The sequence below is a fragment of the Ralstonia sp. 25mfcol4.1 genome (assembly GCF_900104095.1).
Taxonomy (GTDB): domain Bacteria; phylum Pseudomonadota; class Gammaproteobacteria; order Burkholderiales; family Burkholderiaceae; genus Cupriavidus.
Window position 1 is genome coordinate 101,374 of sequence record NZ_FNJO01000009.1, and the last position, 19,013, is coordinate 120,386.

The 19,013-nt window shown below is 65.7% G+C and carries 18 protein-coding genes and 1 pseudogene; 6 read left to right on the plus strand and 13 right to left on the minus strand.

Going from position 1 to position 19,013, the window contains the following annotated elements:
* The first annotated feature begins 316 nt into the window (after positions 1-316).
* Complete coding sequence (locus BLQ58_RS17075) at positions 317-1,444, plus strand: porin (RefSeq protein ID WP_092600443.1); 1,128 nt, start codon at positions 317-319, stop codon at positions 1,442-1,444.
* Positions 1,445-1,448: 4 nt separating this feature from the next.
* Here the strand turns inward: BLQ58_RS17075 and BLQ58_RS17080 are convergent, their stop codons facing one another.
* Positions 1,449-2,255 carry a response regulator transcription factor gene (locus tag BLQ58_RS17080; RefSeq protein WP_092600445.1) on the minus strand — a complete coding sequence of 269 codons (807 nt, stop codon included), beginning with the start codon at positions 2,253-2,255 and terminating at the stop codon, positions 1,449-1,451.
* 160 nt (positions 2,256-2,415) lie between these two features.
* Between BLQ58_RS17080 and BLQ58_RS17085 the strand changes: the two genes are divergently transcribed.
* Entirely contained in the window at positions 2,416-3,168 is a 753-nt protein-coding gene (locus BLQ58_RS17085; RefSeq protein WP_343656471.1) for a response regulator transcription factor, read from the plus strand.
* A gap of 47 nt (positions 3,169-3,215) precedes the next feature.
* Here the strand turns inward: BLQ58_RS17085 and BLQ58_RS17090 are convergent, their stop codons facing one another.
* Positions 3,216-4,205, minus strand: a complete 990-nt coding sequence (locus tag BLQ58_RS17090) for a Bug family tripartite tricarboxylate transporter substrate binding protein (protein WP_092600447.1) — start codon at positions 4,203-4,205, stop codon at positions 3,216-3,218.
* A 258-nt stretch (positions 4,206-4,463) separates the two neighbouring features.
* Positions 4,464-4,703 carry a hypothetical protein gene (locus tag BLQ58_RS17095; RefSeq protein WP_254775992.1) on the minus strand — a complete coding sequence of 80 codons (240 nt, stop codon included), beginning with the start codon at positions 4,701-4,703 and terminating at the stop codon, positions 4,464-4,466.
* A 185-nt stretch (positions 4,704-4,888) separates the two neighbouring features.
* Between BLQ58_RS17095 and BLQ58_RS17100 the strand changes: the two genes are divergently transcribed.
* The gene (locus tag BLQ58_RS17100) at positions 4,889-6,148 is read left to right on the plus strand and encodes a M20/M25/M40 family metallo-hydrolase (protein WP_254776005.1); all 1,260 of its coding nucleotides are present in this window, start codon (positions 4,889-4,891) and stop codon (positions 6,146-6,148) included.
* A gap of 61 nt (positions 6,149-6,209) precedes the next feature.
* On the opposite strand, the gene BLQ58_RS17105 is transcribed toward BLQ58_RS17100, so the two are convergent.
* Entirely contained in the window at positions 6,210-7,427 is a 1,218-nt protein-coding gene (locus tag BLQ58_RS17105; RefSeq protein WP_092600453.1) for an MFS transporter, read from the minus strand.
* 289 nt (positions 7,428-7,716) lie between these two features.
* Here BLQ58_RS17105 and BLQ58_RS17110 point away from each other — a divergent pair, with 289 nt between their 5' ends.
* Entirely contained in the window at positions 7,717-8,505 is a 789-nt protein-coding gene (locus BLQ58_RS17110; RefSeq protein WP_175459942.1) for an AraC family transcriptional regulator, read from the plus strand.
* 52 nt (positions 8,506-8,557) lie between these two features.
* On the opposite strand, the gene BLQ58_RS17115 is transcribed toward BLQ58_RS17110, so the two are convergent.
* Both BLQ58_RS17115 and BLQ58_RS17120 read right to left on the minus strand, forming a co-directional pair.
* On the minus strand, positions 8,558-9,805 hold the full coding sequence (locus BLQ58_RS17115) for a M20 aminoacylase family protein (protein ID WP_092600455.1): 1,248 nt from the start codon (positions 9,803-9,805) through the stop codon (positions 8,558-8,560).
* Between the two features lie 224 nt (positions 9,806-10,029).
* Positions 10,030-10,878 carry a fumarylacetoacetate hydrolase family protein gene (locus tag BLQ58_RS17120; protein ID WP_092600457.1) on the minus strand — a complete coding sequence of 283 codons (849 nt, stop codon included), beginning with the start codon at positions 10,876-10,878 and terminating at the stop codon, positions 10,030-10,032.
* Positions 10,879-11,118: 240 nt separating this feature from the next.
* On the opposite strand from BLQ58_RS17120, the gene gstA reads away from it, so the two are divergent.
* Positions 11,119-11,745, plus strand: coding sequence for a glutathione transferase GstA (gene gstA / locus BLQ58_RS17125; RefSeq protein ID WP_092600459.1), 627 nt, complete (start codon positions 11,119-11,121; stop codon positions 11,743-11,745).
* Between the two features lie 16 nt (positions 11,746-11,761).
* Here gstA and BLQ58_RS17130 read toward each other — a convergent pair whose 3' ends face one another.
* The 7 genes and pseudogenes from BLQ58_RS17130 to BLQ58_RS17160 form a co-directional block, all read right to left on the minus strand.
* Entirely contained in the window at positions 11,762-12,547 is a 786-nt protein-coding gene (locus tag BLQ58_RS17130) for an oxygen-binding di-iron domain-containing protein (protein WP_092600461.1), read from the minus strand.
* 132 nt (positions 12,548-12,679) lie between these two features.
* Positions 12,680-13,297, minus strand: a complete 618-nt coding sequence (locus tag BLQ58_RS17135; RefSeq protein WP_092600463.1) for a glutathione peroxidase — start codon at positions 13,295-13,297, stop codon at positions 12,680-12,682.
* A gap of 151 nt (positions 13,298-13,448) precedes the next feature.
* Positions 13,449-14,939 (minus strand): MDR family MFS transporter, encoded by a 1,491-nt coding sequence (locus BLQ58_RS17140; RefSeq protein ID WP_092600465.1) that lies wholly within the window; start codon positions 14,937-14,939, stop codon positions 13,449-13,451.
* Between the two features lie 325 nt (positions 14,940-15,264).
* Complete coding sequence (locus BLQ58_RS17145; protein ID WP_092600467.1) at positions 15,265-15,705, minus strand: CBS domain-containing protein; 441 nt, start codon at positions 15,703-15,705, stop codon at positions 15,265-15,267.
* Positions 15,706-15,890: 185 nt separating this feature from the next.
* Positions 15,891-16,589: a DEAD/DEAH box helicase gene (locus BLQ58_RS17150; RefSeq protein ID WP_092600469.1), complete on the minus strand. Its 699-nt coding sequence runs from the start codon at positions 16,587-16,589 to the stop codon at positions 15,891-15,893.
* 343 nt (positions 16,590-16,932) lie between these two features.
* A pseudogene (locus BLQ58_RS17155) lies at positions 16,933-17,760 on the minus strand (DUF72 domain-containing protein); the annotation flags it as partial.
* Between the two features lie 111 nt (positions 17,761-17,871).
* A complete protein-coding gene (locus BLQ58_RS17160) occupies positions 17,872-18,204 on the minus strand; it encodes a nucleotide pyrophosphohydrolase (protein WP_092600474.1) in 333 nt (110 codons plus the stop codon).
* Between the two features lie 126 nt (positions 18,205-18,330).
* On the opposite strand from BLQ58_RS17160, the gene BLQ58_RS17165 reads away from it, so the two are divergent.
* The gene (locus BLQ58_RS17165) at positions 18,331-18,990 is read left to right on the plus strand and encodes a methyltransferase family protein (RefSeq protein ID WP_092600476.1); all 660 of its coding nucleotides are present in this window, start codon (positions 18,331-18,333) and stop codon (positions 18,988-18,990) included.
* The last annotated feature ends 23 nt before the right edge of the window (positions 18,991-19,013 follow it).

Consider the following 19,013-nt stretch of genomic DNA (forward strand, 5'->3'; position numbering starts at 1 on the left):
ATATTGCAGCGCAACAACCGCCACGCGTGGCGGTTGTATTGCGTGCTGCTGCCCGCCTCCTTTCCCGCTCCCCGCCTGACCTGCACCGCCCTGGCGCATGGTGCCATGCACCAATTCGCGGGCCTTCCGACATTGTGTAGCGGCAAACCAACGGATTTGCACCAAATGTCTTCTCGGAACGCGCCTGCGCTTCGGATTTATGTCCGAAACATCCGCCTTTTGTTAAATTTTCGCGGCGTTTAGTGCAAACGTTATCCACAAAGAAGGACGCGCCGTGATCCGGGGCGATCCGACCACAAGACAGAAAAGGAGCACCATGAAGAAATCGCTACTGGCCCTCGCCGTTGGTTCGCTGTGCGCAGGCAGCGCGTTCGCGCAATCGTCGGTCACGCTGTACGGCATCATTGACAACAGCGTTCACTACACCACCAATGCCGACGCGCAGAACCACGGCCAACTGGCCCTGGACAATGGCGCGATCACGCAAAGCCGTTGGGGCATCAAGGGCTCGGAAGCCCTGGGCAACAACCTGAAGGCGATCTTCCAGCTGGAAAACGGCTTCAACGGCGACAACGGCACGATGAGCTCGCCGGGCCAGATCTTCAACCGTCAAGCCTATGTTGGCCTGGCCGGCGACTTCGGCTCGGTCAAGCTGGGCCGCCAGTACACCGAAGGGTTTAACTTCTTCGGCGACTACGATCCGCTGACCATCGGTAACTACAACGGCAACTCGTGGATGTACTACAGCCTGACGCAGCTGCGCCGTAACAACGTGATCAGCTACAGCGGCTCGTTCAGCGGCCTGGACGTCGGCCTGAGCTACGGCTTCGGCGAAACCCCGGGCAGCTTCACGAAGGCCAGCGGTTCGGGCGCCGGCACGAACTCGCCGTACTTCGGCGCACGCGTGGCCTACAACTGGGGTCCCCTGGGCTTCGGTGGCGTGTACCAGGAAATCCGTGACGCCAACGGCAACAAGCAGCAAATGTGGGGCGCTGCCGGTAAGTACACGTACGGTCCGGCCAAGTTCTTCCTGGGCTACATCGGCGGCAAGGACAAGACCGGCGTGATCGACAACACGCTGAACAACGCCCTGGTCGTGTCGACCACTCGCTGGAACAACCCGACCGGCGCCCAGCTGGCTGGCCTGGCTCCGGCCAACCCGCGCAAGGACACGCTGGGCTACGCTGGTGTGACGTACAACGTCACGCCGGCCCTGGCCCTGACCGGCGCCTTCTACGGCGACTACGTCGAGAACAAGAACGGCGTCAACGACAACAACGGTCGTCGCTACACCGCCGCGTTCATCGCCGAGTACTCGCTGTCGAAGCGTACCCAGGTCTACGGCGCCGCCGACTGGAACAAGGTTTCGGGCGCAACCGAAACCGAACTGCCGGGTCGTGGCAACCAGACCAGCTTCGGCGCTGGCATCCGCCACATTTTCTGATCGTTCACTCGATCTGCTGTTCTGGGAAAGGCACCTTCGGGTGCCTTTTTTTTCGTCCGGCGCCAGCCGGTGCCACCTGCGCGGCCGCGTCGCGGGCAGATCCGTCGTCCAGCAGTTCCAGCCGGTAGCCGTAGGTGTAGACCGGCACCACGCGCACCCCGTTTTCGTCCCACAGCCCGAGCTTGTTGCGCACGCGCGAGATGTGCGTGTCGATGGTGCGCGACATCGGCGAGAACTCGCGTCCCCACACCGCCGTCACCATGTGCTCGCGCGGCACCACGCGATTGGCATGGCGGAACATCAGCAGCGCCAGTTCGAATTCCTTGGGCGTGAGCGGCACCACCGCGCCGTCGCGCGTGGCATGGTGCGTCACGATGTCGAATGCGTAGCGGCCCCAGGTCAGGCGGTCGTCGTAGCGCTGGCGCGTATCGGGATAGACCCGTCGCAGCAGCGCCTGGATGCGTGCGGACAGTTCCACCGGCCGGATCGGCTTGACCATGTAGTCGTCGGCGCCGGCAGCCAGGGCCGCCACGATATCGGCCTCGGCCTGGCGCCGGGCCACGAACATCACCGGCACGCGCGGGTCCAGGTGCGTGCGCACCCAGTGCAGCACTTCCAGGCCGGATACCTGCGGCACGTCCCAGTCCAGCAGTAGCAGGTCGAACGTGACCTTGCGCAAGGTCAGCAACATGCGGCGGCCGTCGGTAAAGGTCACGCACTCATGGCCGGCGCCGTTCACGATGGCGCGGATCATCGCCGCCTGGGCGCTGTCGTTCTCCAGTGAAGCCACCCTCAGTCCTGTGTTCGTCATGCGTCGTCGCGTTCCCCGATTCGGGGCCCCGGTGATTAAGTCCGACGACCATTAGATGCGGAGTTGCGCACAAACCCTATAAGACGATGCTCATTTTTGTGTCCGCCACAAATGTTTACTTCGTCCTCAGCGGGCCGCGACCTACCATGGGCCGCATTGAATGACCGGCAAGGACTGCAAGGAACCCAACGTGAAGATCGCCGCGCTTGAAGATAATCCGGCTCGCATCATGGTGCTGGAGCGCGCCCTGCAACGGGGCGGGCACCATCTGGCACGCTTCCGCTGCGGGCCGCCCCTGGTCGATGCCATCCATGCCGAGCCCTTCGACATGCTGCTGCTGGACCGCGACGTGGCCGACGCCGATGCCGAGGAATTGCTCGACTGGGTCCGACGCACGCTCGGACACGGTTTGCCCGTGATGATGTTCGGTGCCAGCGACGCCGAATCGGATGTGGCGCGCTGCCTGATGGCCGGCGCCGATGCCTACGTGCCGCAGCCCGTACGCGACGGCGAACTGCTCGCGCGTATCGAGGCACTGGGCCGGCGCGCCGCCGCGCAGCCGGTGCGGCCGGCCACCGCGCCGGCCGGGGTACTGGAAAACGGCCCCGATCAGCTGGTCTGCGGTGAATTCCGCTTCGCGGTGGCCGAGCGCCAGGTCTGGGTGAAAGGCATGCCGGTGACGCTGTCGCCGAAGGAATATGCGCTGGCGCTGCTGCTGTTCCGCAACCTCGGCACGCTGGTCATGCGCCGGACGATGATCGACAAGGTCTGGCGCGGTGCCGACATGGAAGAACAGTCGCGCACCATCGACAGCCATCTGTCACGCATCCGGACCAAGCTGGCGCTATGGCCGTTCAACGGCGTGATGCTGCGCACGGTCTACCGGCTCGGCAGCCGGCTCGACGTGGCTTGAAGAAAGTATGAGTTGAGGAAGGGCTCAGCGCCCTGCCCCGGGAACCCTCAATCCGCCTTGATGCCCGCTTCCTTCACGATGCGGGCGTTTTCCTGCGATTCGGCGTGGATGGCCTTGGCGAATTGCGCCGCCGTGCCGCCGGTAGGCACCTCGCCGCCGCGCATCAGGCGATCGCGCACCTCGGGCTCGGCCAGCGCCTTGTTCAGTTCGGCGTTGAGCTTGTCGATGATGGCCGCCGGCGTCTTGCCCGGCGCGAAGATGCCGAACGTAGAGGTCAGGTTGGCCTTCGGATAGCCGAGTTCGTCGAACGTCGGCACATTGGGCAGACTGTCGAGCCGTCTGGGCGCGCCCACGGCGATGGCCCGCAGGCGGCCGGCCTGCATATGCTGGCTCAGCATCGGGCTGGCGTTGGTGCTCATCACCTCGAACTGCCCGCCCAGCGCGTCGTTCATCTGCTGGCCGGCACCCTTGTAGGGGATCAGCGTGATATCGGCCCTGGACTTCGAGCGCACCTGTTCCAGCATCACGTGGCCCACCGTGCCCAGGCCCGACGTGGCCCAGCGCACCGAGCCCGGCCTGGCCTTCGACTGGGCGACCACGTCCTGGAAGGTCTTGCCGGTGAAGCTCGGCGTGGCGATCACCAGTACCGGCGAGTACATCACGCTCATGACCGGCGCCACATCGCGCTGCGGGTCATAGTTGACGTGGCCCACGTGCGGATTGAGCGTCAGCGGGCTGGTCGAGGCGAAACCGAGCGTGTAACCATCGGGCGCGGCCTTGGCCACGGCGTCGATGCCGATGCTGCCGCCGGCGCCAGCCTTGTTTTCCACCACCACCGACGTGCCCATCTGGACCGACAGCTTTTCGCCCAGCGCGCGCGCCACGGCGTCGCTGATCCCACCGGTGGGATAGGCCACGATCATGCGGATCGGCCGGCTCGGGTAGTTGTCAGCGGCAAGGGCGGGGGCAGCGGCGGAGGCCATCAGCGTGACGGCGAGGCAGGCGGCGCGCAGCGGCAGGAGACGGAAAACGGCCATGGTCGGGCTTTGGAAGCGGGAATTACGTGGGATGGGCGCGTACGCGGCGCGCGGAGAAAATCGTCTGGGAACCGGGTGGCGCGCGTCGGCGGCGTCCGGCCAGCCGCTATCTTAGCTGATCGGCTACGCCACCCCTGCCGCGCGGGCGGCTATCGCACCAGCGGGTACCGGGACGTTTATCGCACCAGCGGGTGTCGGGACGGTTATCGGACCAGCGGGTGCTCGGGACGGCTATCGGACCAGCGGGTGTCGGGACGGCTATCGGACCAGCGGGTGCTCGGGCACCCACGACACGAACAGTTCGTTGGCGCGGTCGTAGAGCCGCCAGGCCGTACCGCATTCGCGGCAGGTGAACGACATCATGCTGAAGGGCACGCCAGCCGCGCTCTGGCTGACCAGCGGTGCGGTATTGCGCAGCGCCAGGCACGGATGCGGCTCGCGGCGGCGCGGATCTTCGGCGAGGGCCAGGCAGTGGGCGCAGGCGGGACGGGCAGACATGGCGGGTAATGCGGAGGGCTGGGGTACGGCGGACTTCATGACCCAGATGATGCCGCAAAACCGATGCCAGGGTACTGGACCCGTGCGCGTTGCGCGCGCAACATGTCGGCTTCACACCACCAGGAAGAAAGAGGAGTCGTTTCGTGCCCGTCCCCCGCCCCGTGTTTCGTCATCGTCCTGTCACCCTGTCGTCGGCCGCCCTGGCCACCGCGCTGTTTGCCAGCACCGCCGCAGCGGCGCCGGTCGAACCCGTCTACCAGCTTGCCCAGCAGGAAAAGCCCGCGCTCATCGGCACCATGAAGGATCTGGTGTCGATCGAATCCGGCAGCAAGGACATCGAAGGCCTGGACCGCATTGCCAATCTGATCCGCGACCGGCTGGCCGCCATGGGTGGCGACGCCAGGCTGGTGGAGCCGACCGAGGTCTACCGCATGGAGGACACGCCCGAGAAAGTGGGCAAGATGGTGCATGCCACATTCAAGGGCACGGGCAAGCGCAAGATCATGCTGATCGCCCACATGGACACCGTGTACCTGCGCGGCATGCTGGCACAGCAGCCGTTCCGCGTCGAAGGCGACAAGGCCTACGGGCTGGGCATCGCCGATGACAAGAACGGCGTGGCCGTGATCCTGCACACCGTGGCGATCCTGCAGAAGATGAACTTCAAGGACTACGGCACGCTGACCGTGCTGATCAATGGCGACGAGGAAATCAGCTCGCCGGGCGCCCGCGCGATGCTGACGAAGCTTGGATCGGAGCAGGACGCCGTGTTCTCCTGCGAGGCGACGCGCGTGACCGGAGACCGCCTGTCGCTGGCCACCAGCGGCATCGGCGCCATCGCGCTCAAGGTGGAGGGCAAGTCATCGCACGCGGGCAGCTCGCCGGAACTCGGCCGGAATGCGCTGTACGAGATGTCACACCAGATCCTGCAGATGCGCGACCTGTCGAATCCCGATACCGGGCTCAAGGTCAACTGGACGCTGTCGCAGGCCGGCACCAATCGCAACGTGATTCCAGCCGTGGCCTCGGCCCAGGCCGATGTGCGCGTGCTGCGCACCGCCGACTACGACGGCCTGGAGAAGACGCTGAAGGAACGGACGCAGAAGAAGCTGATTCCCGACGCCAAGGTCGAGGTCAAGTTCGAGCGCCGCCGTCCGCCGCTGGAGGTCACGCCGGCCGCGCGCGCCCTGGCCGCCCATGCCCAGGGCATCTATGCGGAAATCGGTGAAAAGCTGGCCGTCTATGACACGGCCGAAGGCGGCGGCACCGATGCCGCGTTTGCCGCGGCAGCCACCAAGGCGCCGGTCATCGAACGCTTCGGCCTGCGCGGGTTCGGCGCCCATTCGAACGACGCCGAGTATGTGGACCTGAACTCGGTCACGCCGCGCCTGTACCTGCTGACGCGCATGATCATGGATGTGTCGCAGGACAAGGCCGGCAAGTAGCGATGATGGTCTTGCGCCCCTCGCCAGCAAGGCGGGAGAGGGGCGCACCCAGCAAACCTCGTCAGGCGGCCTTCGCGCGCCCCCGCAGGTCTGGCAGGAACACCGCCAGCAGGCCCAGCAGCGGCAGGTAGGCGCAGAACTGGTAGACCGATTCGATGCCATGGGCGTCGGCCAGCTTGCCCAGCACGGCGGCGCCGATGCCGCCCATGCCGAACGCGAAGCCGAAGAACATGCCCGACACCATGCCCACCTTGCCCGGAATCAGTTCCTGGGCAAACACCAGGATGGCCGAGAACGCCGATGCCAGGATGAAGCCGATGATCACCGTCAGCACGGCCGTCCAGAACAGGTTGGCGTGCGGCAGCATCAGCGTGAACGGTGCCACGCCGAGGATCGACGCCCAGATCACGCGCTTGCGGCCAATGCGGTCACCGATCGGGCCGCCCAGGATCGTGCCCGCCGCCACCGCGAACAGGAACAGGAACAGGTAGACCTGCGACGTCTGGCGCGTCAGCCCGAACTTCTCCATCAGATAGAACGTGTAGTACGTGTTCAGGCTGGCCATATAGAAATACTTCGAGAAGATCAGCAGCAGCAGCACGGTCATGGCGCGCACGACGGTCGATGTCGGCAGCTTGCTGACCGCCCCGGTGGCGGCCTTCTTCTTCGCGGCGCGCTCGGCCAGATGCCGGCCGTACCAGCCGCCGATCTGCCACAGCACCGCAATGGCCAGCAGGGCCGCCAGCGAGAACCACGCCACGCTGCCCTGCGTATGGACGATCCACGCCGCCAGCAGCGGACCCATGGCGCTGCCGCCATTGCCGCCCACCTGGAAAATCGATTGCGCCAGGCCATGCTGGCCGCCCGACGCCAGCCGCGCCACGCGCGACGACTCGGGATGGAAGATCGACGATCCGGTGCCCACCAGCGCCGCCGCCATCAGCAGCACGCCGTAGCTGGGCGCCACCGACAGCAACAGCAGGCCACCCAGCGTGAAGCCCATGCCGATGGCCAGCGAATGAGGCTTCGGATGCTTGTCCGTGTACAGGCCCACGATCGGCTGCAGTAGCGATGCGGTGATCTGGTACGTCAGCGTCAGCAGGCCAATCTGCACGAAGCTCAGGTTGAAGCCGCCCTTGAGCATCGGATAGATGGCCAGGATCAGCGACTGGATCATGTCGTTGAGGAAGTGCGCGAAACTGATCGCGTACAGCACACGGAAGCGCGTGCCCTCCTCGCGAGGCGCCGCGGCGGCGGCGGAATTGACGGTTGTGCTCATGGTCGGGGGCGCATTGGCCAGTTTTCTTCTCAGGAATCTTCCCGGTGCCCGTTTCGACGGTATTAAAGGAAGTGTGACGATGCTAATTGGCAAATCCGCGCCTGTCCTGCGAGAATAAGGCCGCAACCTTGGAGAAAAGGACATGCCGGGTACTCAGCGACCGCCGCAGCGCCGTAAGCCGTCCACATCACCGAAATCTCCCGCCCACCCTGCCCCACGCATCGCCTGGGTGGACCACGACACGCCGGGCAGCAAACCCCTGCCCGCCGATGCGCCGCGCGATCCCGCCATGGACGCCCGCGCGGACACCTATGCCGAGCGCCCCGCCTATATCCAGTACGACCGCAGCCCGATGCCGGTCACGGCCATGGCTGCCGACTATGTGCCGGGCCATGTCACCAAGCCCCACCAGCATCCGCATGCCCAGCTGATCCATGCCATGCATGGTGTGATGGTGGTCTCGACGGCCGAAGGCCAGTGGACCGTGCCGCCCACGCGCGGCATGTGGATGCCGGGCGGCACCACGCACTGGATCCGCATGGTGGGCCGGGTGCAGATGCGCACCGCCTATATCCGCCCCGACGCCGCGCCCGATCTGCCCACCCAATGTACCGTTCTGGGCATATCGCCGCTGCTGCGCGAGCTGATCCTGGCCGCCATCGACGTGCCCCCTCTATATGAAATGGATTCGCGCGATGGCCGCCTGATGCGGCTGCTGCTCGACGAAGTGAAGCTGGTGCCGACGCTGCCGCTGCACCTGCCCCGCCCCACCGACCCGGACCTCCGCACGATCTGCGACCAGATCGTCGGCGAGCCCGATACCGACCTGACGCTGGCCGACTGGGGCACGCGCCTGGGCGTGGACCCGAAGACGATCCAGCGGCGCTTTGCGCGCGAAACGGGGATGACCTTTGGCCAATGGCGCCAGCAGGCGCGGCTGCTGGCCGCGCTGGAGCGCCTGGCAGCCGGCGACAAGGTGGTGGATGTGGCGCTCGACATGGGCTACGACAGCCCAAGCGCCTTCGCGACAATGTTCCGGCGGCAATTTGGCGTGCCGCCGAGCGCCTTCTTCAAGTGACCCGCTCTGCCCTGGCGGCTTGTCGATCTGCAAACCTGCTGCGAATCGATCGTTATTCCGCCAGATATCGTTCCACCAGGCGCGTCCAGTACGCCGCGCCAACGGTCAGGTTGTCGTCGTTGAAGTCGTAGCCGGCGTTGTGCAGCAGCGGCTGGTTGGCGCCATTGCCCATCCGCACGAAGCAGCCCGGGCGCTGTTGCAGGAAGTACGCGAAGTCCTCGCTGCCGGCGATGCGATGGAAATTGCCCACCGCCCGCTCCGGGCCCACCAGTTCCTCGGCCACCTGCCGGGCGAATTCGGTTTCCGCCTCGCTGTTGACCAGCACCGGATAGCCGCGCACGTAGTCGATATCGGCGGCGGCACCATAGCCTTCTGCATGTGCCGTGACCAGCTGGCGGATACGCGCCTCCATCGACGCCCGCACTTCGGCGCTGAACGACCGCACGCTGATTTCCATGCGCGCGCTGTCCGGGATCACATTTGGCGCGTGGCCGGCGTGCAGCGTGCCGATGGTGACCACGGCGGTCTCGTTCGGATCGACATTGCGCGCGACGATCGATTGCAGCGCCATCACCAGGCTGCCGGCCACCAGAATCGGGTCGATCGACTGGTGCGGACGGGCCGCGTGGCCGCCCTTGCCGCGAATGGTGATCGTCACCGTGTCGCACGCGGCCATGAACGGCCCCGCGCGGAACATGAACGTACCGGCTTCCACGCCAGGGTGGTTATGCAGGCCGAAGATGGCGTCGCACGGAAACCGTTCGAACAGGCCATCGGCCAGCATGCGCTCGGCCCCCCCGCCGGCGCCGATTTCCTCGGCAGGCTGGAAGATCAGGTTGACGGTGCCGTTGAAGTGCCGCGTGCGCGCCAGCTGGCGGGCGGCGCCCAGCAGCACGGCGGTGTGACCATCGTGGCCGCAGGCGTGCATCCGGCCTTCATTCACGCTGGCATATGGCAGGTTGGTGCGCTCGTGGATCGGCAGCGCGTCCATATCGGCGCGAATGCCGACGCTGCGCTTGCCGCTGCCCGACCTGAGCGTCGCCACCACCCCGGTGCCGCCCACGCCGCGCGTCACGGCGTAGCCCCACCCTTCGAGCTTGCTGGCGACAAGCTCGGCGGTACGGACTTCATTGAAGGCGAGTTCGGGATGCTGGTGGATGCTGCGGCGGATGTCCTGCAGTTCGTCACGCGAGTCGAGCGTGTCATGCAGGGTGCAGAAGGTGCGGGTGGGACCGTTCTTGGCGAGGCTGACCGAGACGGTCTTCAATATCGACTCGATTTCGGGGGCGTGTTCAGACATGGCATTGCTCTTGTTTGGCAGACATCATGTAGGAACAGTATTTCACGCACCCCCGAGAGGTAAAACCCCGAATGCCGATTTCGTGCGAAAGCGCCCCAAATGGCCCCAAAACTGTTGCCCTTAACGGACGCTTTGTTTGAAAACGCGACGCTTTGCAAGACGATGTTTCAGCGGGGAACCTCGCGAAGCCACGCGTTCGCCCCGCATTTTTCACATCGCAGAATCTAGCGTTCGCCGTACGCCACCACTTTCTGGCTCTGTTCGCCCAGGCCCTCGATGCCCAGGCGCATCACATCGCCGGCCTTCAGGTAGCGCGGCGGCTTGAAGCCCATGCCCACGCCGGGCGGCGTGCCGGTGGCGATCAGGTCGCCGGGCTCCAGCGTCATGAAGCGGCTGACGTAGCTGACCACGGTGGCCACGTCGAATACCATCGTCGCGGTGCTGCCCTTCTGCATGCGATCGCCATTGACGTCGAGCCACATGCCCAGCTTCTGGGCGTCCGGCACCTCGTCGCGGGTGACCAGCCACGGGCCGACCGGGCAGAACGTGTCGCAGCCCTTGCCCTTGTCCCACGTGCCGCCGCGTTCGAGCTGGAATTCGCGCTCGGACACATCGTTCACCACGCAGTAGCCCGCCACGTGTTCCAGCGCCTGGGCCTTGGACACATTGCGCGCCGTCGTGCCGATGACCACGCCCAGTTCCACCTCCCAGTCCGACTTCTGCGACTCGAATGGCAGCATCACGGCGTCGTTCGGGCCGTTCAGCGAGGTATTCGCCTTCAGGAACACGATCGGCTCGGCCGGCAGCGGCATGCCGGCCTCGGCGGCGTGGTCCGCGTAGTTCAGGCCGATGGCGATGATCTTGCCGATGCCGGTCCAGGGCACGCCATGGCGCTGGCCCTCCACCACGGGCAACGTGGCCGGGTCGATCGCGGCCAGCCGGGCCAGCGCCGCCGGCGCCAGTTCGCCCGGGCCGATATTGCCCACGACACCGGACAGGTCGCGCACGCGGCCATCACGGTCAACCAGGCCCGGACGCTCGGCGCCGGGGTTTCCTACACGGACTAGCTTCATCTTGTCTCCTCTGGGGGTCAGGTCAGCCTCGCGAGCATATCGCAAGCCAGCGGCCCGCGCGCGGCCACCGCGCGCCCTGCCCCGGGCGCCGTGCATCGGCATCCTCCGGACACGTCATGCAGGCCATGCATCTTTGCATACCCGCTGTGCGTCGCCACGCATTGTGTGGGCCCGGGGGGGCTGCCTAGACTGCCATCACCGCACACCGCACCCCGCGCCGTGCCGTCTCCAAGGAATCCCATGAAGCTCTACTACTCGCCCGCCGCCTGCTCGATGGCCGTTCATATCGCCCTGCGCGAGGCCGGCCTGCCCGTCACGCTGGCCCGCGTCGACCTGATCCATCACACACTGGCCGAGCCCGAGAACGGCAGCAACGACTACTACGCCATCCACCCGCGCGGCTATGTGCCCCTGCTGCAGCTCGATGACGGGTCGCGCCACAGCGAGGCGTCCGCCCTGCTCCAGTTCATCGCAGATCAGGTACCCGAACGCAACCTGCTGCCGGCGCCCGGCACCCAGGCCCGGCTCGAAGCCGTGGGCTGGCTGACGCTGATCTCCACCGAACTGCACAAGGTGTTCAGCCCCTGGCTGTGGCACAAGGAAACCGACGCCAGCACCGTCGAGGCCTGCAAGGCGAAGCTGCACAAGCGTTTTGGCGAACTGGACCAACACCTGGCGTCGCGCGATTACCTGCTGGGCAGCCAGTTCAGCGTGGCCGATGCGTATTGCTTCACCATCGTCAGCTGGGCCCGGCTGCTGCACCTTAAGCTCGATGCATACCCGAGGCTGCAGGAATACCTGTCGCGCGTGGCCGCCCGCCCGGCCGTGCAGGCGGCAATGCGGGCCGAAGGCCTGGTGCGCGACTGACGGCGCGCCGGAGGGGTCAGCGCAGGACCTGCGTGGGCACCTGATAGTGACTGGCGTCGATCAGATCCAGCCCGCACTGGAGCTGGTCGATCCAGTTGATGAACCGCTTCACCATCTCGCGCCCCCGGATCGACGGCCCGTGCTGGGGCACGATGCACTGGATATCGAGCGTGCGCGCCATGGCCGCCCACAGCCGGCAGGCCTTGTTGCCGCTCATGTAGCGGCGGTGGAACCCCAGCATGCGTGCCGCGTGGGCGTCGAAATCGGTCACGTCGCCGCGCGCCTCGTCCGTCGTGGTCATCGACGCGCCGAGATCGCCCGAAAACAGGATCTTGCTGACCGGATCGTAGAACTGGAAATTGCCCTCGGAATGCAGGAAATGGGCCGGCACGGCCATGATCGACGACCTGCCCAGCGGCACCACCACGCCCGCATCGGGAATCGGGACAATGCGACCGGCGGTCTTGCCGGTCTGGCAGAAATGCGGCAGGAAGCGCGACCAGACCTCGGAGATCAGCACGCGGCTCTCGGACGCCGTCAGCCAGCGCCCCACAGACGCCACGATGTCGGGATCGGCGTGCGACGCCAGCACGTAATCGAGCTGCTTGGGCGGAAAATAGCGGCTGATCGTCATGTACAGCTCGCCATAGGTCATCTGCCCGCCCGGGTCGATCAGCGCCGCGTGCCCGTGATCGACCACCAGAAACTGGTTGCTCTGCACCGCTTCGCCATGCGTATCGTCGACCAGGTCCGTAAACGCCAGGCAGACGTGCCCGTTATATTCGTAAAGCACCTTGCTCATGACTCCCTCGTCCGCTTGTGGTTATTTTTAAGCGGCGAAAGTACTCACTTGCACGGTGTTTTCAATTGATGTGAATCAAGAATTATGGAAAGCGGGCCGAAAGAGCCGGACGGGTGCCGGCGGCGGGGCGATTCAGCGCGTAGACAGCAACTCTTCGATCTTGGCCACGAACTGCTTGTCGTCGGGCTTGACCATGCTGTTGTAGCTGCCAACGACCTGGCCCTTGCGGTCGATCAGGTACTTGTAGAAGTTCCACTTCGGCGCGGTGCCGGTTTCCTTCGTCAGCATGACGTACATCGGGTTGGCCTCGCCGCCGCGCACGTGGGACTTGCCGAGCATCGGGAACTTGACGCCGTAGGTGTTGTAGCAGAAGTCCGAAATTTCCTTCGCCGAACCAGGCTCCTGCGAGAAGTCGTTCGACGGGAAGCCCAGCACCACCAGCCCGCGGTCGCGGTACTTGGCGTAAAGCGCCTCCAGGCCTTCGTATTGCGGCGTGAATCCGCAATAGCTGGCGGTGTTGACCACCAGTACGACCTTGCCGGCGTACTGGCACAGGTTCTGGGGCGATTCGTCCTGCAGGCGCGGGAAACGGAAATTCAGCGAAGCCGGGCAATTGCCGGCCGGCTGCGTGGACGCCGTGGCGGGCTTGTCTGCGGCGCGGGCAGGGTGCGGCAGCATGGCGGCCGCGGCGGCCAGGCCCAACGCGCCAAGCAGGGCCGTGCGCTGGAGGTGGTGCCGCTTCCGGTCCATGTGGACTGCAGTTGCCGAGGTGCGTTCGCGAGACATGGGTAGAGGCTCCGGTTTCCGTTAGTGCAGCAAAGTCTACGCTCTCGGGCGCTTCACGTCATGACGGTCATGACGCGGGGCCGCAGACACAGGCGCCGCCGGGCGCCGACGAGCTTCAGTCCATGTGAATCTTGGCCGCGTGTTCGGTCACGCTGCTGCGCAGTTCCAGGTCTGGCATGCGCCGCACGATGACCAGCGCGACGATGGCCGCGACCGCGCCCGCCGCGAAGATCAGATGGAAGCCCGATTCCACGCCGCCCGCCAGCACCTGGCGCACGGCCGGCGACAGATGGGCCATCGCCTCGCTGCCATGGCGCAGCGAGCCCAGGTCCAGCGCCTGGTTCGCACCCGAACGCGCCAGCGCGGCGCGGAATTCCATCGCCAGCAGCGTGCCGGCCAGTGCGCCGCCCAGTGCGCTGCCCAACGAGCGGATCACCAGCAGCGCACCGGTGCCGGCGCCCATGTCGCGGCGCTCCAGCGCGTTCTGCACCGAAATCAGCGTGCCCACCATCGACATGCCCAGGCCGATGCCGGCAATCGTCATCGCCATCACTACCAGTGTCGTGGGCACGGCAGCCGTGACGGTGGCCAGTGACACCAGCCCCACGGCCGCGGCCACGTAGCCGCCGGTCAGGATCTCGCGCATGCGGCCCAGGCGCGGCGCCAGCCAGGCCACCACGAAGTTGCCGGCCACCGTGGCCAGCAGAAACGGCACCACCAGCAGGCCCGACGTCGAGGCATCGGCATCGCGCACCAGCTGGAAGTGCAGCGGGAGCGCGAAGATGCACAGGAAGATATTGAGCGCAGCCAGCGACGAAGCGCCCACGCCCATCACATAGGCGCGGTTGCCGAACAGGCGCGGCGGCAGCATCGGATCGGCGGCGCGCCGTTCCTGCCAGGCCAGCAGCGCCACGGCCACGAGCGTCAGCAGCAGCAGGCCGCCCATTTCCAGCGAGATCCAGTCAAAGGCTTCGCCGGCCCAGCTCATCGCCAGCAGAAAGGCGACGATGGCTACCGCCAGCAAACTGGCGCCGAGCCAGTCCACCTGCGGCCGGCCGCCCCGCGCACGCAGGTGCGCCAGCCCGCGATAGCACATGGCCATCGCCAGCAGGCCCAGCGGCACGTTGATCCAGAACAGCCAGCGCCACGACATGTGGTCGGACACCCAGCCGCCCACCAGCGGTCCCGCAATCGACGAGACCGCCCAGACCGTCGCCAGGTAGCCCTGGTAGCGGCCGCGCTGACGCGGCGCCACCACATCGGCGATGGCCGCCTGGGCCAGCGACATCAGACCGCCACCGCCCACGCCCTGCAGCGCGCGGAACACGATCAGCTGCGTCAGCGACTGCGCCAGCGCGCACGCCACCGATGCGGCAATAAATAGCGAAATCGCCAGCATCAGCAGGCGCCGGCGGCCAAAACTGTCAGACAGCTTGCCGTAGAGCGGCGTGGTGACCGTCGACACGATCAGGTAGGCCGTGACGATCCACGACAGATGGCCGAAACCGTTCAGGTCGTTGGCGATGGCCGGCACGGCCGGGATCACCACGGTCTGGTCGAGGGCAGCCAGCAGGATACAGAGCACGATGCCGCCGATCACGCGCATGATCGCGGCGTGGTCGTGTACAACGGGAGCGGCGTCCAGCGTGACGGACTGTGAGGGCGAGGGCGATGACATGCGATGGGATGCGGAGGGTGCGGGCGGCGCCAGGGGTGCCGTGTAGGCCACAAAAAATCGGGCCGCATGACATCGACGCGGTCCTTATTCAGTAACCGGATAATTATATGCATGCTTAGTATTTTCGCGCTCGATCCGTTTGCCCTCGGACGCGCGGCAGGCCGCAAAAACCACAGGCTGAGCGACGCCCCGGGCACGTCATGACGTGTCCGGGGGGCGAAGGGCAGGATTCGGGCGGAGGCGGGCGCGCCGGCTAGCGCGAGCCGCCCGTGATGTAGTGTTCGAGCTGTTCGATCGTGAAGCGTTGCTCGCTGATGATGTCGTTGACCAGGTCGCCGATCGACAACATGCCCATCAGCCTGTCGCCCTCCATCACCGGCAAGTGCCGCAGGCGATGCCTGGTCATCAGCGCCATGCAATCGTCGGTGCTTTGTTCGGCACGTACATAAATCACGGCCGTGGTCATGATTTCCTTGACCAGCGTCTCTCGCGACGTGCGTTGCATCAGGATCACCTTGCGCGCGTAATCCCGTTCGCTCAGGATGCCGACGATCTTGTCGTGTTCCATTACCAGCAGCGCGCCAATGCCCTTGTCGGCCATGAGCTGCAGCGCCGCGTACACCGTCGCCGTGGGTGGAATACTGAAGATGGCGTGATTTGCCTTGTTTTCCAGAACCTGCCGTGCGGTCTTCATGTCACCGACTCCTTGTTGCCGTTTTGGAAACAGTCGCTGCCCAGACTCGATCAATCTGCGGTGCTGCGCAAAAGCCCGCACCCCCCGGTGTCTGGCTGCGTCTAACCAGATTAGCAAACGAAAGCGCCGCCTCACAGGGTGACTTTCACGAATCTTCGCCGCCCGTGTTGGCGCGGCGCACGGCTTTACACAGACGGTTGCTCGCCCGGCACCAGCCGGACGGCGCGCGGCTTGCGCTGCCATTGCCGGGCCAGCCGGACGATCTCCGGCGGCGGATCGGCGTCGGGCGACGCATGGAACAGCAGCGTCTGCCGTGACTTCGGGCAACGGCTGGCCACGAAGGCGATGTCATCGGCAAACCCCATGTCGAGCATGGTGTCGGCGGCTTCGAAGATGACCGTGTTCACCGCACGAAGATCCAGGCTTGCCGCATCGATATGGTCGAGCATGCGTCCCGGTGTGCCCACAACGATATGCGCGCCGTGGATCAGGCTATCGATTTGTGCCCGGATCGGCATGCCGGTGCATAGCAGCGCCACCTTGACCTGCCCAGCCACCCGCGCCAACTGCCGGATGCGGCGCGCTACCATGTCGGCGCGATCGCGGGTGGGACACAGCACCAGCGCCTGGACGTCGAAACGTTGCGGATCGAGCCGGTGGAGCAGGGCGATCGCCAGCGTCGTGGCACTGCCGCCGCCCTGGCGCACCTGCACGATCAGGTCGTGACCGGCAAGCGCCAGGGGCAGGGCGACGGACTGCAGCGGCGTCATTGAAACGTGGCCCGATTGCGCCAGCGCGTCGAGCCACATCGGTTCCAGCGGCAGCGCCGAAAAGGGTTCGCACCGCAGCGCGCTCACCTGGGATGGGGGCTGGCTGGCACGCATGGCCTTACGCGGCGGCGCGGCTGGCGGTTTTCTTCGCAGCGGCCTTCCTGGCGGGCGCCTTCCTGGCCGGGGGCGTGGGTGCGGCTGCCTTGCTGGCGGCCTTCTTCGTTGCCACCTTCTTCGTTGCCACCTTCTTCGTTGCCACCTTCTTCGTTGCCGCCTTCTTCGTTGCCGCCTTCTTTGCAGCCGGCCTCTTTGCCGGTGCCTTCCCTGTCGGCGCTTTCTCTACTGAAGCCTTATTTTGGGGTGCCTTTCCTGCCGGCGCCTTTTTTGCCGGTGCCTCCGCCGGTGCCTCCACGGCGGCCGGCCTCGACACCGCAACCTTCACCGGGACATCTTCGGTCGGTGTCCAGCCCAGCCGCTCCAGCAGCGCGCCGGCCGCCGACGGCGCCCGTTCCTTCGCGCCATTAATGAAGAACAGGTACACCGCCTTCGGCTTGAGCTTCACGCCCGGCTTGTCTTCCACCGCAGGCAGGTCATCGGGCGCCTTGCCTTCGGCCCAGCTTGCGACGCGTCCGGCCCACTGGTCCAGGTCCTTGGGCGCGTAACCGGTCGCCAGCTTTTCCTGTGCATTCATCAGGCGCGCGTAGACGAAGTCGGCGGTCAGATCGGCAAATGACGGGAATTTTGGAGAATCGGTGAATACCGTGGCCGCCTTGAACTTGCGTGCCAGCTTCAGGTATTCGTCGCACATGAAACTCGCGTGGCGCACCTCCAGCACGTGCCGTAGCGGCACGCCTTCCACGGAGTCCGGCAGCAGGTTCAGGAAGGCCTCGAAGTCATCTGGCACGAACTGCTTGGTCGGTGCGAACTGCCAGACGACGGGGCCGAGCTTGTGGCGCAGCTCGGCGATGCCGCTGTCGATAAAGCGATGAATCGAATCCGCGCCCTCGGCCAGGATGCGCCGGTTGGTGGCGAAGCGCGACGCCTTGACGGCGAACACGAAGTCATCGGGCGTGGCATCGCGCCAGTTGGCAAATGACGTGCGCTTCTGCGTGCCGTGATAGGTACTGTTGATTTCGATGGCGGTCAGGTGGCGGCTCGCGTATTCCAGTTCACGCGCCTGCGGCAGGCCCGCCGGATAGAAATTGTCGCGCCACGGCGCGAAATTCCAGCCGCCGATACCAATGTGGACATTGTCCGATGACTTGCCTTGCTTGCGCACTGCCATGGCCGCGATCTCCCCGAGAGACGATGGACCAAGTCTAGCCGCATTTGCCGTACGCGGCTGTCAGGATGCGGACACGTGATTCGCGCGCGGCATGCGGCTTCGCGCCGTGGCCTACTTTCCCTCGGCCGGCGCCGGGTACTTGCGCGCGTTCATCTCCATCTTGGCGCGCACCGCCGCGTCCAGGTCGACGCCCAGCGCCGTCACCAGCTGCGTCAGGTAGATCGTGATATCGGCCAGTTCCTGCTCGACGTGTGCACGCTCGGTCGTCGACATGATGTCGCGCGACTCTTCCTCGGTTTGCCACTGGAAGATTTCCACCAGCTCGGCCACTTCCACGCTAAGCGCCATCGCCAGATTCTTCGGGCTGTGATACTTGCCCCAGCCGCGCGCCTCGCCGAAGGCGTGCGCCGCTTGCTGGAGGTTGCTGAGGTCGATAAGAGCCATGGTCTGCCTGGTGCGAATTGGGGATCAGGCGGCATTGTCCCATTGATCGTGGACGATCTACGGCTCGACAGCGCGATGCCGGCAGGCATACCCTGCCAGACTCAACCCACCGCAGACGGAGGCCACATGCGACCTTCCCCCCGCCTGGTGTTCTTCACCCTGACCGGTTCGCTCGCGTATCTGGCGCTGCCCATCGCCGGATGGGGCGGCGTCGCCGCCTGCTTCGCCAATCCCGTCCGGACCGCCGCTGTCGTCGGCACCATGGCCATGGCCGTTATCGCAACCTTCTCCGGCGGGAATATCAGTACGAGCGAGCGCGAAGATCGCAGCAACCGCTGGGTGCTGATCGCCTTCGGCGTCCTCGGACTGCTGACAGGCTACGTACCGGCACTGTCCGATCGGCTCAACTTCTGGACAATCGGCGATGAAGCGGTGCGCTGGATCGGCCTGGCGCTGTTTGTCGTCGGCGGCACACTGCGGCTCTGGCCCGTATTCGTCCTCGGCAAACGGTTCAGCGGACTGGTTGCCATCCAGCCCGGCCACACCCTGGTGACCACAGGCATCTACGGCGTTATCCGGAATCCCAGCTACCTGGGGCTCATGGTTGGATCGCTAGGGTGGGTACTGGTGTTCCGATCCCTGATCGGCGTGATGCTGACTGCGCTGATGCTATGGCCGCTGACCGCGCGGATCCGGGCCGAGGAGGCCCTGCTGCGCGAGACGTTCGGGGACGAATATGCGCGCTATTGCGCGCGGACATGGCGGATGGTGCCGGGGGTATGGTGAAAGCGCCAAAAAAAATCCCGGCC

What these genes read in the sequence shown, in the direction of transcription:
- BLQ58_RS17160 (WP_092600474.1), bottom strand. Translation starts at nt 18,204, where the DNA reads ATGGCTCTTATCGACCTCAGCAACCTCCAGCAAGCGGCGCACGCCTTC.
- BLQ58_RS17085 (WP_343656471.1), top strand. Translation starts at nt 2,416, where the DNA reads ATGACCGGCAAGGACTGCAAGGAACCCAACGTGAAGATCGCCGCGCTT.
- BLQ58_RS17110 (WP_175459942.1), top strand. Translation starts at nt 7,717, where the DNA reads ATGGACGCCCGCGCGGACACCTATGCCGAGCGCCCCGCCTATATCCAG.
- BLQ58_RS17095 (WP_254775992.1), bottom strand. Translation starts at nt 4,703, where the DNA reads ATGTCTGCCCGTCCCGCCTGCGCCCACTGCCTGGCCCTCGCCGAAGAT.
- gstA (WP_092600459.1), top strand. Translation starts at nt 11,119, where the DNA reads ATGAAGCTCTACTACTCGCCCGCCGCCTGCTCGATGGCCGTTCATATC.
- BLQ58_RS17080 (WP_092600445.1), bottom strand. Translation starts at nt 2,255, where the DNA reads ATGACGAACACAGGACTGAGGGTGGCTTCACTGGAGAACGACAGCGCC.
- BLQ58_RS17115 (WP_092600455.1), bottom strand. Translation starts at nt 9,805, where the DNA reads ATGTCTGAACACGCCCCCGAAATCGAGTCGATATTGAAGACCGTCTCG.
- BLQ58_RS17165 (WP_092600476.1), top strand. Translation starts at nt 18,331, where the DNA reads ATGCGACCTTCCCCCCGCCTGGTGTTCTTCACCCTGACCGGTTCGCTC.
- BLQ58_RS17075 (WP_092600443.1), top strand. Translation starts at nt 317, where the DNA reads ATGAAGAAATCGCTACTGGCCCTCGCCGTTGGTTCGCTGTGCGCAGGC.
- BLQ58_RS17105 (WP_092600453.1), bottom strand. Translation starts at nt 7,427, where the DNA reads ATGAGCACAACCGTCAATTCCGCCGCCGCCGCGGCGCCTCGCGAGGAG.
- BLQ58_RS17135 (WP_092600463.1), bottom strand. Translation starts at nt 13,297, where the DNA reads ATGGACCGGAAGCGGCACCACCTCCAGCGCACGGCCCTGCTTGGCGCG.
- BLQ58_RS17150 (WP_092600469.1), bottom strand. Translation starts at nt 16,589, where the DNA reads ATGCGTGCCAGCCAGCCCCCATCCCAGGTGAGCGCGCTGCGGTGCGAA.
- BLQ58_RS17120 (WP_092600457.1), bottom strand. Translation starts at nt 10,878, where the DNA reads ATGAAGCTAGTCCGTGTAGGAAACCCCGGCGCCGAGCGTCCGGGCCTG.
- BLQ58_RS17090 (WP_092600447.1), bottom strand. Translation starts at nt 4,205, where the DNA reads ATGGCCGTTTTCCGTCTCCTGCCGCTGCGCGCCGCCTGCCTCGCCGTC.
- BLQ58_RS17140 (WP_092600465.1), bottom strand. Translation starts at nt 14,939, where the DNA reads ATGCGCGTGATCGGCGGCATCGTGCTCTGTATCCTGCTGGCTGCCCTC.
- BLQ58_RS17145 (WP_092600467.1), bottom strand. Translation starts at nt 15,705, where the DNA reads ATGAAGACCGCACGGCAGGTTCTGGAAAACAAGGCAAATCACGCCATC.
- BLQ58_RS17130 (WP_092600461.1), bottom strand. Translation starts at nt 12,547, where the DNA reads ATGAGCAAGGTGCTTTACGAATATAACGGGCACGTCTGCCTGGCGTTT.